This is a genomic window from Brevundimonas sp. UBA6550 (assembly GCF_002434505.1).
In the GTDB taxonomy this organism is placed as follows: domain Bacteria; phylum Pseudomonadota; class Alphaproteobacteria; order Caulobacterales; family Caulobacteraceae; genus Brevundimonas.
The window spans coordinates 567,959-580,533 of record NZ_DJKE01000012.1 but is presented as its reverse complement, the minus strand read 5'-3'; the positions used below and the strand labels follow the sequence as shown (position 1 = coordinate 580,533).

Annotated in this window: 15 protein-coding genes and 1 riboswitch; of the genes, 7 read left to right on the top strand and 8 right to left on the bottom strand. The window is 65.5% G+C overall.

Annotated elements, in window-relative coordinates; genetic code table 11:
* Window positions 1–156 precede the first annotated feature (156 nt).
* From B3Z70_RS16265 to thiC, 5 genes are all read right to left on the bottom strand, one after another.
* Complete coding sequence (locus B3Z70_RS16265) at window positions 157–333, bottom strand: hypothetical protein (protein ID WP_292045914.1); 177 nt, start codon at window positions 331–333, stop codon at window positions 157–159.
* A complete protein-coding gene (locus B3Z70_RS16260; RefSeq protein ID WP_292045912.1) occupies window positions 330–839 on the bottom strand; it encodes an AAA family ATPase in 510 nt (169 codons plus the stop codon). Before B3Z70_RS16260 ends, B3Z70_RS16265 begins: the two co-directional genes overlap by 4 nt.
* Before the next feature lie 2 nt (window positions 840–841).
* On the bottom strand, window positions 842–1,102 hold the full coding sequence (locus B3Z70_RS16255; protein WP_292045911.1) for a hypothetical protein: 261 nt from the start codon (window positions 1,100–1,102) through the stop codon (window positions 842–844).
* Window positions 1,103–1,485: 383 nt separating this feature from the next.
* The gene (locus B3Z70_RS16250; protein ID WP_292022043.1) at window positions 1,486–2,535 is read right to left on the bottom strand and encodes a DUF262 domain-containing protein; all 1,050 of its coding nucleotides are present in this window, start codon (window positions 2,533–2,535) and stop codon (window positions 1,486–1,488) included.
* A 139-nt stretch (window positions 2,536–2,674) separates the two neighbouring features.
* Window positions 2,675–4,564, bottom strand: coding sequence for a phosphomethylpyrimidine synthase ThiC (thiC, locus tag B3Z70_RS16245; RefSeq protein ID WP_292022073.1), 1,890 nt, complete (start codon window positions 4,562–4,564; stop codon window positions 2,675–2,677).
* Between the two features lie 191 nt (window positions 4,565–4,755).
* Window positions 4,756–4,865, bottom strand: a riboswitch (TPP riboswitch).
* Window positions 4,866–4,988: 123 nt separating this feature from the next.
* Here thiC and B3Z70_RS16240 point away from each other — a divergent pair.
* A complete protein-coding gene (locus B3Z70_RS16240) occupies window positions 4,989–5,396 on the top strand; it encodes a BLUF domain-containing protein (protein WP_292022045.1) in 408 nt (135 codons plus the stop codon).
* Between the two features lie 7 nt (window positions 5,397–5,403).
* Here B3Z70_RS16240 and B3Z70_RS16235 read toward each other — a convergent pair whose 3' ends face one another.
* Window positions 5,404–5,787, bottom strand: coding sequence for a hypothetical protein (locus B3Z70_RS16235; RefSeq protein ID WP_292022047.1), 384 nt, complete (start codon window positions 5,785–5,787; stop codon window positions 5,404–5,406).
* A 6-nt stretch (window positions 5,788–5,793) separates the two neighbouring features.
* Window positions 5,794–6,636: a TIGR02587 family membrane protein gene (locus tag B3Z70_RS16230; protein WP_292022048.1), complete on the bottom strand. Its 843-nt coding sequence runs from the start codon at window positions 6,634–6,636 to the stop codon at window positions 5,794–5,796.
* A 493-nt stretch (window positions 6,637–7,129) separates the two neighbouring features.
* On the opposite strand from B3Z70_RS16230, the gene B3Z70_RS16225 reads away from it, so the two are divergent.
* Genes B3Z70_RS16225 through B3Z70_RS16215 form a run of 3 tightly spaced genes read left to right on the top strand, consistent with a single transcriptional unit; the run spans window position 7,130 to window position 8,913 of the window.
* Window positions 7,130–8,128, top strand: coding sequence for a D-cysteine desulfhydrase (locus tag B3Z70_RS16225; RefSeq protein ID WP_292022050.1), 999 nt, complete (start codon window positions 7,130–7,132; stop codon window positions 8,126–8,128).
* A 5-nt stretch (window positions 8,129–8,133) separates the two neighbouring features.
* Window positions 8,134–8,373 (top strand): DUF3253 domain-containing protein, encoded by a 240-nt coding sequence (locus tag B3Z70_RS16220; protein ID WP_292022052.1) that lies wholly within the window; start codon window positions 8,134–8,136, stop codon window positions 8,371–8,373.
* 27 nt (window positions 8,374–8,400) lie between these two features.
* Window positions 8,401–8,913, top strand: coding sequence for a hypothetical protein (locus B3Z70_RS16215; protein ID WP_292022054.1), 513 nt, complete (start codon window positions 8,401–8,403; stop codon window positions 8,911–8,913).
* A 20-nt stretch (window positions 8,914–8,933) separates the two neighbouring features.
* On the opposite strand, the gene B3Z70_RS16210 is transcribed toward B3Z70_RS16215, so the two are convergent.
* Window positions 8,934–9,626, bottom strand: coding sequence for a hypothetical protein (locus B3Z70_RS16210; RefSeq protein WP_292022056.1), 693 nt, complete (start codon window positions 9,624–9,626; stop codon window positions 8,934–8,936).
* Window positions 9,627–9,765: 139 nt separating this feature from the next.
* Here B3Z70_RS16210 and B3Z70_RS16205 point away from each other — a divergent pair, with 139 nt between their 5' ends.
* Genes B3Z70_RS16205 through B3Z70_RS16195 form a run of 3 tightly spaced genes read left to right on the top strand, consistent with a single transcriptional unit; the run spans window position 9,766 to window position 12,288 of the window.
* Window positions 9,766–10,440 (top strand): aspartate/glutamate racemase family protein, encoded by a 675-nt coding sequence (locus tag B3Z70_RS16205; protein WP_292022058.1) that lies wholly within the window; start codon window positions 9,766–9,768, stop codon window positions 10,438–10,440.
* A 52-nt stretch (window positions 10,441–10,492) separates the two neighbouring features.
* Entirely contained in the window at window positions 10,493–11,446 is a 954-nt protein-coding gene (locus B3Z70_RS16200) for a nucleoside hydrolase (RefSeq protein ID WP_292022060.1), read from the top strand.
* A complete protein-coding gene (locus B3Z70_RS16195) occupies window positions 11,443–12,288 on the top strand; it encodes a ribokinase (RefSeq protein WP_292022063.1) in 846 nt (281 codons plus the stop codon). The genes B3Z70_RS16200 and B3Z70_RS16195 overlap by 4 nt, the downstream gene beginning before the upstream one ends.
* Window positions 12,289–12,575 lie beyond the last annotated feature (287 nt).

Genomic DNA, 12,575 nt, shown 5'->3' with positions numbered 1-12,575 from the left:
GCGCCGCCCTCAGTCTAACCCCGCCCCGAACCGTGATAGGTTGGGGCCGCGCATTTTGCCGAAAGACGAGGGATTTCAACGGCCCGCGCGGGCACATCGTGCATAGGAAGGCGGGCCAGCCGTTCATTCGCCCCGCTCTTGAAGGGAGGGGGAGACCTAAGCGCGCGTCTTCCGGCGCGAGGGCGCGGCGTCGGCGGCGGTGACCAGATGGCCCTTCCAGCCGGGCGGCGGCAGGAACTTGCCGGACTTTTCCTCGCGCGTGCCTTCGCGCGCGATCCGGGCGGCGTCGCGTCCGGCTTTCAGAACGGTTTCTCGGTCGAAGATCGTATTCATTGCGGCCCCCAATCTAACAGTTTGAGGCCCTCGTCGCTACTCGCATAGACTTCCCATGCGTCCACCAGCGGTTTGTAGGTCGTCTCCAGATAGTCGAGGCTGAGCGAAAAACGGCGGCGCAGCGTGTCTTCGGGAATGCCGTGCCCGCCCTGGGCGACGCGGCGCGCCACGCGGGCGACGGAGAAGTCCGCCGAGGGCGGGCGCAGATAGATCAGTTCGACCCGGTATCCGGCCGCCTTGAACCGGCGGATGCGCGGGGCGTGGGAGCGGGTGGCGAGGGTCGTCTCCAGCACCACGTCGGCCCGCTCGACGAACAGGGCGTCCAGCCGCTCCAGCACCAACCGCCCGGCCGCTAGATCGCGCGCCGCGCCTTCGCCCGTCAGACCGCGCGCCACCTCGTCCGGGTTCACGAACCGAAACGCCTCCGCCCGCTGACGCAGAAAGCGGTTGATGAAGGTGGTCTTGCCGGCGCCGTTGGGTCCGGCGAGGAGGACGAGGGTGGGCATGCTTAGATGACAGCGATCTTTGCGGCGATGATCAACCGATCAGACCAATAACGATAGGCGAACTCGCCGGTCGTAGGTTCCTCCCAAAGCATCACATCGCTGGGCGCTTCAAACGGACCTGCTCGATAGATAAGAGATAGATCACGCGCCTCTTGGTAGTTCTCACGATTTATGTGCGCCGTTGCATTGCGAACGATTTGAAGATGGCGGGTTTCGGCGCTGGCAGAAAGCAACCCAGCCGAAAGCTGGCCTTCATTCGTCATGGCAAAAGCATGGGATATCAAACCAATCTTTATCGGATCACCCCAAGTCGGCTCTAGGTGAGACCCGCCGATAGGTTGAATGTTGGAGATGCTCTGATTGCGAGAGGCCCTACTCGCAAGCCACGCGAGTTCAGCTTCTGACCGTGCAGCATGCGGGCTAGTTGTCGCGCTGCCTCCGGTTGTCTGTGCGCCGATAGCCGATTGTATTAAGACTGATCGACAAAAGCCGCACCATGACTGCCACTTCTGCGACAGCAATCCCTCTTGGAGAGCCCATCTTTCGCGGCGAGATAGCTTTCGCCCGCCCAAGATCGCGTCATCGATCTCAGAATCGATCGCCTTCAATCGGCGCTCCAAGGCCAGAGAAAGACGTCCTAGCCTCACTAGCGTAACTGCAACGCGCCGAGTACTTGTGTAAAACGTTGAGTTCGCTGCGTTATGCGGTTTGTGCCTCCCAAACAGCCTAGAACGTATTCCCGGAATGGGCCGTCAGTTTCCTTCGCCTCGTGCGCTTGAGCAAGTAGTAACAATCTTTCTTGAGCTGCCCGAGGGTTTGCCGCGAAAACCCCTAAGCTCACGGAATTCTCAAGGTCTTGCGGGGAGCCGTATCTGTTGAAGATCAAAGCAGTGAGAAGTGTGTAGAACGCGTAGGGCTTCATCATAAAGCTTTTGCGTAAATCCGGAAAATTCTCGCTTACATATCGCAGCGAATCCCTAATCTGCTGCCCAAATTCAGGGCCATCAGCGAAGCTATCGTCGTTTTCTGCGTAAATTGCTTTGAGGCCTGACGGTGAACTGCTTGTGATGCCTTCTTTAGTAAACTGATATGCTTCGGTAATGAGTTCTTGATCACCCATTCGAACAAGTTGCCTGTTCGTGAATACTCCAAATTGTATGAGAAATTCACCGATTTCGTCCGACAGACGATTTGCAAACCATTTAAACTCGCCCTGATACGATGAATGGCGTTTTTCAGCATCGTTCAATGGGAGCGTGTAAGCATTCATCCTTCTGAACATCTCCACGATCTCAGCCTGCGTGGCGTCTCTGATCACGTCCACACTGACTGTGTACGAAAGAAATGCTCTCTGCGTGTCGTCCTCCAGCTGTGAAAACCGTCGGCCGCCATGATTGTGACCAGGAAGAAGCGAGAAACCGTCGTTTAGAAAATCTACAATTGTAGTTATACGCTGCTGACCGTCTACAATTTCTCTTCTCAATCGTATGGGGTTGCCAGGCTCCCTAGGCAAAACTTCATGGAAGTAGATTTTGGGAAAAGGAAATCCGCCCAAAATAGTGTCGATAAAATAACTTCTAGGGGCGCTAGGCCATAGTCCTGATCCGCGTTGATAGTCACGATTTACATGAAGATCGCGCCGATCGATCATGTCTTTTATTTCAGCTATGCTGTAATTGTTGTCGCGGATTTGCATCGTTATATTTCATTTTTGAGCCTGCATCGTGCCCATAGGCTCGATGGCGTGGCTCAGCATATGCGCCTGTCGCCACGAGGCAAATAGCAGTGTGGTGTTTACGTAGCGGTAACGGGCCTAGTCGTCGCACGCACCGCCCTCACACCTTGACCTCCACCACCCCGCCGCCGGCCCTGAACTTCGCGCTCATCTCCGCCATGCCGGCATCCGCCTCCGCCAGCGAACCGCCCGCGTCGTTCTGGGCCTTGGCGGCGTCGCGGATGTCCTGGCTGATCTTCATCGAGCAGAACTTGGGGCCGCACATGGAGCAGAAGTGGGCGGTCTTGTGGGCCTCCTTGGGCAGGGTGGCGTCGTGGTATTTGCGGGCGGTTTCGGGGTCCAGGCCCAGGTTGAACTGATCCTCCCAGCGGAACTCGAACCGGGCGCGTGACAGGGCGTCGTCGTGCAGCCGGGCGGCGGGGTGGCCCTTGGCCAGGTCGGCGGCGTGGGCGGCGATCTTGTAGGTGATGACGCCGTCCTTGACGTCCTGACGGTCCGGCAGGCCCAGATGCTCCTTGGGCGTGACGTAGCAGAGCATGGCCGTGCCGAACCAGCCGATCATAGCCGCGCCGATGGCGCTGGTGATGTGGTCGTAGCCCGGCGCGATGTCGGTGGTCAGGGGGCCAAGCGTATAGAAGGGCGCCTCGTGGCAGTGCTTCAGCTGCTCGTCCATGTTCTGTTTGATCTTGTGCATCGGCACGTGGCCGGGGCCCTCGATCATGACCTGGCAGCCCTTGGCCCAGGCGATCCTGGTCAGTTCGCCCAGGGTGCGCAGCTCGGCGAACTGGGCCTCGTCATTGGCGTCGGCGATGGAGCCGGGGCGCAGGCCGTCGCCCAGGCTGAACGAGACATCATAGGCGCGCATGATGTCGCAGATGTCCTCGAAATGCTCGTAGAGGAAGCTCTCCTTGTGGTGGGCCAGGCACCATTTGGCCATGATGGAGCCGCCGCGCGAAACGATGCCGGTCACGCGCTTGGCCGTCATCGGCACGAAGGGCAGGCGCACGCCCGCGTGGATGGTGAAATAGTCCACGCCCTGTTCGGCCTGTTCGATCAGGGTGTCGCGGAACACCTCCCACGTCAGGTCCTCGGCTATGCCGTTCACCTTCTCCAGCGCCTGATAGATGGGCACGGTGCCGATGGGGACGGACGAGTTGCGGATGATCCAGTCGCGGATGTTGTGGATGTTCCTGCCGGTCGACAGGTCCATGACATTGTCGGCGCCCCAGCGGGTGGCCCAGACCAGCTTGTCCACCTCGTCGTCGACGCTGGACAGGACCGCACTGTTTCCGATGTTGGCGTTGATCTTCACCAGGAAGTTGCGGCCGATGATCATCGGCTCGACCTCGGGGTGGTTGATGTTGTGCGGGATGATGGCGCGGCCGCGGGCGATCTCTTGCCGCACGAACTCGGGCGTCACGAAGTCGGGGATGGATGCGCCGAAGGATTCGCCGTCGCGGATCGGGGCGTGAGCGGTGAATCGTGAATCGTGAGTGGAGGCGCCCGAATCACGATTCACGACGTCACGATTCACGTCCTGCCGCCGCATATTCTCGCGGATCGCCACATATTCCATTTCGGGCGTGATGATCCCGGCCTGGGCGTACTCGTACTGCGTCACCGGACGGCCCTCGACGCCCTTGAAGACGCGGTGGTTGGAGGTGTCGAAGCGCGGGGCGAGGTGGCGGCCCGACGCATGGCCGTTGTCTTCGGGCTTGACCTCGCGCGGGTTGGCCACCGGGGCGATGTCGCCGCGATCCAGCTGCCACGACGACTTCACGCGGGGCAGGCCCTTCTTGATGTCGATGGTGACGGTCGGGTCGGTGTAGGGGCCGGAGCTGTCGTAGATCGTCACCGGCGGCTCATTGGCCGAGGGGTGGACGGCGACCTCGCGGAAGGGGACGCGGATGTCGGGATAGAGTTCGCCCGCGACATAGACCTTGCGGCTGCCGGCGCGCTCGCCGGTGGGGATGGCGCCGGTCTCCTGCATCACCTGCTCGCGGGCGTCTTTCAGAGCCAGATCGACATTCCCTTCGTGGCTAGCGCTCGCGACGCGGTCGCTCGCTGCTTGAGCTAGGTCGAGCTCTTCGGGCAGGGCGGGCGGGGTGACTTGGATGTTCATGGCGGCCTCAAACGGTTTGAGGTCCGCCGACGTCGGGCGCGTGGGTCCTGTGGCGCGAGGACCGATAGCGTTACTCATCCCTTCGCCGGCATGACCCGGATCAGGTTCGACGGGTCAGAGGAGAAACCTCTATCTCAGCCGCTCGATTGCGACCCCCCGGAGAACGCCTGCAGCCTAACGCGGCCGGCGGGGGAAGTCGAGATGTGCGGTATCTGACATAAGTTGCTGTTGTAGCGGCTGTTTTTCCGCCTATGCTGTTTGAGGGGCGTTTCGTCGGGGATAAGGGTCGGTCATGGGTCTGGCGCTGGAGCGGATCGTCTACATCAGTCGCGCGCGGGGCGACGCCGACAGCCTGCTGATGCAGGTGGATATTCTGGCGACATCGCAGCGCAACAATGCGCGCGACGACCTGACCGGGGCCTTGATGATCCATGACGGCCGGTTCCTGCAGGTGCTGGAGGGCGCAGCCCAGGACCTTGATCGGCTGATGACCCGGCTGGCGGCCGACGGGCGGCACGAGGCGGTGACGATCATGGAGCGCACCCCTATCGCCGAACGCAGCTTCGCAGGCTGGGCCATGGCCAGCGTGCGCGTGACCCCGGCGTTGGAGAACCTGTTGCGCGAGACCGTGGCCGAGGGCCGGTCGAGCGCGGAGACGGTCGACCGGATGCGCCAGGCCGCCCTGGCTCAATCCGCTTAAGCCTGTCTCAGGGCGCCGACCAGCCCTTGACCGCGACCGCCGCCCGGCGCGGATCGGCGTCGAAGCGCAGGTAGGCGCGGGCGTGGCCGTGGCCGGGGACGTAGTCCAGGGTCGCGGTGGCGGTCTGGTCGCCCAGGACGCCCTCGATATCGACGGCGGCGGCGGTGTCGTCGCCGTCGTTCTGAACACGGATGGTCGCGACCTGGCCGGCGGCGGTGGACTGAACCGCGACGATGCGGGCGCTGAGGGCGGGGGGCGAGGGCGGCTGCACCGCCTCCCACACCACGATGGCGACGGCGCCCAGGGTGACGGCGGCGCCGACCCCGGCCATGACCCATTGAAGCACCGGGCGGGGCGTGGAGGAGGCGGCGGGTTTCTTCTTCGTGGGCATGAGCGGTCAGACCAGAAGGCGGGCGGCGGCGGCCCCGATGGATGCGGGAAAGCCCAGGACGACCATGGTCTGGACCACGCCGGCGACCGAATGGCCATCGGCGCGCCCGAACAGGAACAGGGTGAACAGGCTGACCCCCAGGGCGATGGCGTAGCCGGGCAGGGTGAAATGCAGGAAGGCGGCGGCGGGACGGTCGGCCTCTTCCTGACCGGCGAAGCCCGCCTTGAACACGATCAGGTGCAGCAGCACGATCGACACCGCGATCAGGGCCAGGATGTGGGCGGGCGAGGCCTTGTAGGCGATCAGGATCATCTCCTCGGTCGGGGCGATGTTCAGGGCGAAGAACAGGGCGCCCGCCGCCATCAGGAACAGTTCGCCGAAATAGGAGGCTTCTTCCTCGTCCGTGTCGCCGCCCCCGGACTCCGAACGGGCGCCGCTGAGCTGACGCCGGGCCAGAAGGGCGCCCATGGCGCCGGGGACGGCCTGAAGCGCGACCATGCCCAGGGCCTCGCGCGGCGGGGCGTCCCATTCCACCACGCCGAACAGGATCAGCAGCAGGGAGGCGGTGACGAAGCCGACCGCCAGGGCGACGGCGGTGTCCAGCGCGTCGTTGACCAGGCCGCGCCGCTTTGAAAACCCCGCATAATAGGACAGGCCGTACAGCAGCGGCAGGCCGCACAGGATGAAGGTCAGCAGCCGCCAGCGGTCCATGACCACGCCCTGCTCCCACATCTCCATCGTCATCAGAAGCGGGATGTTGAACACCAGGGCGCCGGCGAAGGCGCGGCCCAGATCCGACACATAGGCCCGCTCTCGATCCAGGTTCACGAACGGGGCGGCGGTGGTCATGGGACGGCAACGGTTGACGCGCGGCTTTGGCTCCCGCGCGTCTACGGCTCTCCGTTAGGTTGGCGCTCCGCCCTCTGATAAAACCGGAGCGCCAATTTGATCAGCAGATCACTTCTTGCAGGGTTGCTGTACACTCACCTGTGGTTCTGCTGCAGGTGATTACCACGTCGAAGCATTTCTCGGGCTCAAATGCCTGCGCCGAAGATGTTGGCAGGGCGACATATGCCGAGCTCGCGAGAGTGAGGGCCGTAAGAGCGATCTTAATGGTGTTCATGTGCGTCCTCCATGGGAACCATTTTCCCCGAAAGATTGCATCATATATCGCTTAAGGTTGCAATCGCTGCTCGTCGCCAGCCGTCAGCTATAGGATAGGACGCCTATCGCCTTACACTGCGCCGCTCGCGCGGCAGTCACCATAGCGGGATCATCGGGATTGCCTATTTGGGGCTGTCACGGGCGCGGGGTATCAAGACATCGACTAGGAGCCGTCCCCATGCATCTCGCCCGTTTCGCCCGCATCCGCCTGGCCCATCTGCCGACGCCGCTGGAGCCGCTGCCTCGGTTGTCGGAGGCGCTGGGCCTGGACCTGTGGATCAAGCGCGACGACTGCACCGGCCTGGCGGGCGGGGGCAACAAGACCCGCAAGCTGGAGTTCCTGCTGGGCGCCGCGTTCGAGCAGGAGGCCGATACGCTGGTGACGCAAGGGGCGGTGCAGTCGAACCATGTGCGCCAGACCGCCGCCGCCGCCGCCGCGCATGGCCTGGCGTGCGAGATCATTCTGGAAGAGCGGACGGGGTCGAAGGCGACGGACTATGTCGGCAACGGAAACGTGCTGCTGGACCGGCTGTTCGGCGCGACGATCCGCACCGTGCCGGGCGGGACGGACATGGCGGCCGAGCTGGAGAAGACGGCGGCCGAGGTGCGGGCGCGGGGCGGCAAACCCTATGTCATTCCCGGCGGCGGATCGAACCCGGTCGGCGCCCTGGGCTATGTCGACTGCGCGCGCGAGATCGTGGTCCAGGCCGACGAGATGGACCTGGAGGTCTACCGGATCGTGACAGCGACAGGCAGCGCGGGCACCCATGCGGGACTGGTCGCCGGGCTGGCGGTCATGGGGGCCGACATTCCGGTGCTGGGGATCGGGGTGCGGGCGCCCAAGGAGAAGCAGGAGGCGAACGTCTTCAAACTGGCCGAGGAGACGGCCGCCCTGCTGGGCCAGCCGGGGCGGGTGACGCGCGAGAGGGTGGTGGCCGACTGCGACTATGTGGGCGAGGGATACGGCCTGATCGACCAGGGGGTGATCGACGCCCTGACTCTGGCGGCGCGCCTGGACGGGATCGTGCTGGACCCGGTCTATTCCGGCAAGGCGATGAAGGGGCTGATCGCCCTGGCGCGGGCGGGGCAGTTCAAGGGCGAGACGGTGGTCTTCCTGCACACCGGCGGGGCGCAGGGGTTGTTCGGTTATCAGAGCGAGATCGAGGGGGCGCTGTAGGCCAGGTGGATGCGCGCGAGACGACGCTGGCGCTGCTGGCCGCCCGCGCCGAGGACGCCACGGTGTGCCCCAGCGAAGTGGCGCGGGTTCTGGCCGCGGCGACCGGCGAATGGCGCGATGCGATGCCGGAGGTTCATGCCGCCGTCGATCAACTGGCGGCCGACGGTCTGGTGCGCCTGAGCTGGAAGGGCCGCCCGCTGGCGACGCGGGCGGGGCCGTATCGGATCGCGTGGGGCGGCGGTTGAGCCGCTCGAAGGTTGCGAATTTCGAGAATGCCGATATTGGCGGGCATGGTTGAGATTTCACAACGCATCGCGCGAGCGCATCCTACGTTTCTCACGATTCTGTTCGTGGCCGGTTTGGTCATGCAGATGGTCCTGTCCGGCACGACGCCTCCGTCGCTTGTGCGCGGCCTTGTGACCGTCTTGCCGATCGCCGCCACCTGCCTTTGGTGTTGGTCCGTCTTCGTCGTATCCAAGACGGCGAGGAGCCGTGCGCCCATGCCGCCGTGGACATGGCTGTTTGCGGTCCCGCCGATCATTCCACTGGTCGCGGTGCTGGCCGGTTGGTCGATGAACAACAGTCCTGTCGCCCTGTTGTTTTTCGTCGTCTTTTTCACCGTCCTGTGGTTCGCCGCTCAAGCCTTGGAAAACGCAGACGCCCTCACCAGTCATGCGTCGGCGGGACGGATAGCAGTAACTATGGCTCTGATGTTCTGCGCCCTGATAGGGGTCTGGATACTGTGGCCGAAGATCAGGCGCGTCGAGGGGATGTCGGCTATCTAGCGATCCATGTGCTCAGGCGGTTACGGAAACCGCGCCATCGGGGAGCCGATTTGCAAAGCGTCGCCCTTGAGGACCAGAAACACCCGGACCGACCCGACAGAGGCGCGCGCGCTGTCGTTCGGATCACGAGACGCCAGCCCGGTCTGGCCGACGAACGCGCTGTAATCCGTATTCCAGTCGAAATGGCTGTTGGCGTCGGGCGCCAGCCGATGCGCCTCGTTCTTCCAGCTGTTGACGTCGATGCGGCGCAGCTTTCCGGCTTCGTCCGTTCTCAAGACGACATCGTCATTGAAGGCGCCCATCCCCAGGCTGTTGCTTCGGGCGACGATCAGCGGTCCCGCCGGGCTGGGGACGATCTCGGGCGTTTCGTACCATCGGGCGTCTGTGCTTTCGACATGGGCGACCGGAATCAGTCGGCCGCTCTCGTCGCGCTTCAGAATGGCCACCGCGCAATAGCCGCCCTTGCAGTATTCATTGTCCCCGGAGCCTGGCGCACCCGTTCCTTGCAGCTGATAGAAGAAACCGCGATCCCAATCGACAGCAGCATCCTTCACGGGACCCGATCGATAGACGACGCAATCGCTGCGGCCGGCGCCCACGCAGACGGCGGCGGACGGGGTTGCAGGAGGATCGACCTCGGCCTTGTCCCTCGCCGGCGAAGGTTGGCATGCGGCCAGGAAAGACAGGGCGCCGATGGCGGGCAGGCGTCTCATCGTGCGATCACTTCGATGTCCAAGGGGCTGCTTGCCTCTCGTACCGGATTCCGGGAGTGTCCGCTAAGCGATTTGGCGGGATGACGCTGGGGCGTTTCGCGCGCTCGAACGCGAACCGATGCGGTTCAGGAAGGGTGGCATGAGCAAGGTCCTGGGCGTTATCGGGGGCATGGGGCCGGCGGCGACGGTGGCGTTTCTGGCGCGGGTGCAGGCGTTGACGCCGGCCGAGGGGGATGCGGACCATGTCCGGGTGGTGATGGATCTGAACCCCCAGGTGCCCGACCGGAACGTGCGGCCGGGCGAGGCGGAGGAAGAGCTGGGCCGGATGGCGGCGGGGCTGGCGGCGGCGGGGGCGCAGGTGATCGCCATGCCGTGCAACACCGCCCATGGGCAGGCCGGGGCGATCCGGGAGGTGTGCGCCGCCCGGGGTCTGGTCTTCATCGACATGATCGCGGCGACGGCGGATGCGGCGGCGGCGTCCGGGGCGCGGCGGATCGGGGTCCTGGCGACGCCGGGGGGCGAGCGGCTTTATCGGGAGGCGCTGGCGGCGCGCGGGGTCGAGGCGGTGCTGCTGGGCGGCGCTGACCGCGAGGCCTTCATGGGCCTGGTCTATGGGGTCAAGCGCGGCGACGTCGGCGAGACGGCGCGGGCGGGGATGCGCGGGCTGGCCCGGGCGCTGGCGGATGCGGGGGCTAAAGCCCTGATCGCGGGGTGTACCGAGGTTCCGCTGCTGCTGCGGGCGGAGGAGGCCGCCGCGCCGCTGACGGACTCGGCCGAGGTGCTGGCGCAGGCGTGCGTCGAGGCGTGCCTGTAGTTTCGTCGTCGACGGGGTTGCCCCCCGGCGTTCGGCCCGCCAAACGAAGCGGGTGAGCATTCAATCCCTGATCATCGATTGCGACCCCGGCGTGGACGACGCCGTGGCGCTGTTCCTGGCCTTTGCGGCGCCCGAGCTGGAGCTGCTGGCCATCACCACGGTCGGGGGCAATGTTCCCGGCGCCAAGACCCAGCGCAATGCGCGGATCATCCGCCAGATCGCCGGGCGCGAGGACGTGCCGGTCTTCGGCGGGGCGGAACGGCCGCTGAAACGCCCGCCGGCGGGGGCGGGTGAGTTCCATGGGCCGGAGGGCTTGGGCGATCTGGAGCCGTTCGAGCCGGCGGGCATCGTCGGCGACGGGCCGGCGGCCAACGCCATCGTCGATCTGGTGATGCGCCGGCCCGAAGGCTCGGTCGCCGTCGCCGTCATCGGGCCGATGACCAATCTGGCCCTGGCCATGCGGCGCGAGCGGCGGCTGGCCGAACGGCTTGGGCCGGTGGTCGTCATGGGCGGCGCGCGGGCCGAGGGCGGCAACATCACCGCATCCGCCGAGTTCAACGTCTGGGCCGACCCGGACGCCGCGGCGGTGGTGTTCGGATCGGGCTGTCAGGTCGTCGCCTTCGGCCTGGACGCGACCCATCAGGTGCGCGCGACCGAGGACCGGATCGCCGCCGTCGAGGCCATAGACAGCGACGCCGCGCGGGCCACGGCCGCGATGCTGCGGTTCTCGCAACGGGTCGAGCGCGAGGTCGTAGGATGGGATGCAGCGCCCCTGCACGACCCCTGTCCCATCGCCTGGCTGATCCGGCCCGACCTGTTCGAGACGAAGGCGTGCCGCATTGAGGTGGAGACGGCCTCGGATCTGACGCGCGGCCATACGGCGGTGGAGTTCCGGGTCGATCCGGCGACGGCGCGGCATCGTTGGACCGTGGCGGCGGATGCGCAGGGTGTCTTCGACCTGATCGTCGAAAAGCTGAAGGGTCAGGCGCGGGAGGCGGCGGCATGAGAATCACCGTCGTCGGCTCGATCAATCTGGATCTGGTGGCCAGCGCGCCCCAGCTGCCGGCGCCGGGCGAGACGGTGACGGGGGCGGCCCTGGCGCGTCATCCCGGCGGCAAGGGCGCCAATCAGGCGCTGGCGGCCGAGAAACTGGGCGCCGAGGTCTGTCTGATCGGGCGGGTCGGCGACGACGCCATGGCGGGCGAGGCCCTGGCCCTGATGGAGGACCTGCGCGTCGATCTGGCGGGGGTGGAGGTCGATGTGGCGGCCCCCACCGGCGTCGCCCTGATCGCCGTCGATCCGACCGGCGAGAACCAGATCGTGGTCGCGGCCGGGGCCAACCACATGGTCACGCCCGAACAGCTGCCGCAGCGGATCGAGGGCGCGCTGATCGTCCAGCTGGAGCTGCCGATCGAGACGGTGGAGGCGGCGGTGGGCCGGGCGACGGGCTTCGTCTGCGCCAATCTGGCGCCCGCCGCGCCGGTGTCGGAACGGCTGCTGCGCCGCGCCGACCTGATCGTGGTCAACGAAACCGAGGCCGCCTTCTATGGCGACGGCCTGCACCGGGGCGGCGGCCGGGTGGTCGTCACCAAGGGCGCGAGAGGCGCGGCCATGTATCAGCGCGGCGTCGAAATGGCCTGGGCCACCCCGCCCGTGGTGGAGGCGGTCGATGCGACCGGCGCCGGCGACGCCTTCGTGGCGGCCATCACGGTCGCCCTGCTGGAAGGCATGGACCCGGCCGAGGCGTTGCGGTTCGCCTGCGCGGCCGGGGCTGTCGCGGCGACGCGGGCAGGGGCGCAACCGTCCGCGCCGGAGCGGGACGAGGTGGAGCGGTTGCTGGGGTTTTGAACCTCACGCTTGTCGGTGTCATTCCGGGGCGTCCGAAGGACGAACCCGGAATGACGATGGAAGGACTTCACCAATCCGCTCATCCCCGCGAAAGCGGGGACCCAGTTCTGTCGCTCGGCAGTGCGTGGGATCAGCAGCACATCACGCTTTCCAAGATGCCCGCCCAAAGCCCTGGGTCCCCGCTTTCGCGGGGATGAGCGGAAAGTGATTTCAGTGGCGATGTAACACCGTAACAGCGAAACGGGTTGGCAGGGACGTAAAGGCGGGGTTAGGTCTGGGGTTCGGGC

Excerpts from the sequence above, each read along its gene's own strand:
- B3Z70_RS16265 (WP_292045914.1), bottom strand. The coding sequence starts at position 333 with ATGAATACGATCTTCGACCGAGAAACCGTTCTGAAAGCCGGACGCGAC.
- B3Z70_RS16260 (WP_292045912.1), bottom strand. The coding sequence starts at position 839 with ATGCCCACCCTCGTCCTCCTCGCCGGACCCAACGGCGCCGGCAAGACC.
- B3Z70_RS16255 (WP_292045911.1), bottom strand. The coding sequence starts at position 1,102 with ATGACGAATGAAGGCCAGCTTTCGGCTGGGTTGCTTTCTGCCAGCGCC.
- B3Z70_RS16250 (WP_292022043.1), bottom strand. The coding sequence starts at position 2,535 with ATGCAAATCCGCGACAACAATTACAGCATAGCTGAAATAAAAGACATG.
- thiC (WP_292022073.1), bottom strand. The coding sequence starts at position 4,564 with ATGCAGGAGACCGGCGCCATCCCCACCGGCGAGCGCGCCGGCAGCCGC.
- B3Z70_RS16240 (WP_292022045.1), top strand. The coding sequence starts at position 4,989 with ATGGGTCTGGCGCTGGAGCGGATCGTCTACATCAGTCGCGCGCGGGGC.
- B3Z70_RS16235 (WP_292022047.1), bottom strand. The coding sequence starts at position 5,787 with ATGCCCACGAAGAAGAAACCCGCCGCCTCCTCCACGCCCCGCCCGGTG.
- B3Z70_RS16230 (WP_292022048.1), bottom strand. The coding sequence starts at position 6,636 with ATGACCACCGCCGCCCCGTTCGTGAACCTGGATCGAGAGCGGGCCTAT.
- B3Z70_RS16225 (WP_292022050.1), top strand. The coding sequence starts at position 7,130 with ATGCATCTCGCCCGTTTCGCCCGCATCCGCCTGGCCCATCTGCCGACG.
- B3Z70_RS16215 (WP_292022054.1), top strand. The coding sequence starts at position 8,401 with ATGCCGATATTGGCGGGCATGGTTGAGATTTCACAACGCATCGCGCGA.
- B3Z70_RS16210 (WP_292022056.1), bottom strand. The coding sequence starts at position 9,626 with ATGAGACGCCTGCCCGCCATCGGCGCCCTGTCTTTCCTGGCCGCATGC.
- B3Z70_RS16205 (WP_292022058.1), top strand. The coding sequence starts at position 9,766 with ATGAGCAAGGTCCTGGGCGTTATCGGGGGCATGGGGCCGGCGGCGACG.
- B3Z70_RS16195 (WP_292022063.1), top strand. The coding sequence starts at position 11,443 with ATGAGAATCACCGTCGTCGGCTCGATCAATCTGGATCTGGTGGCCAGC.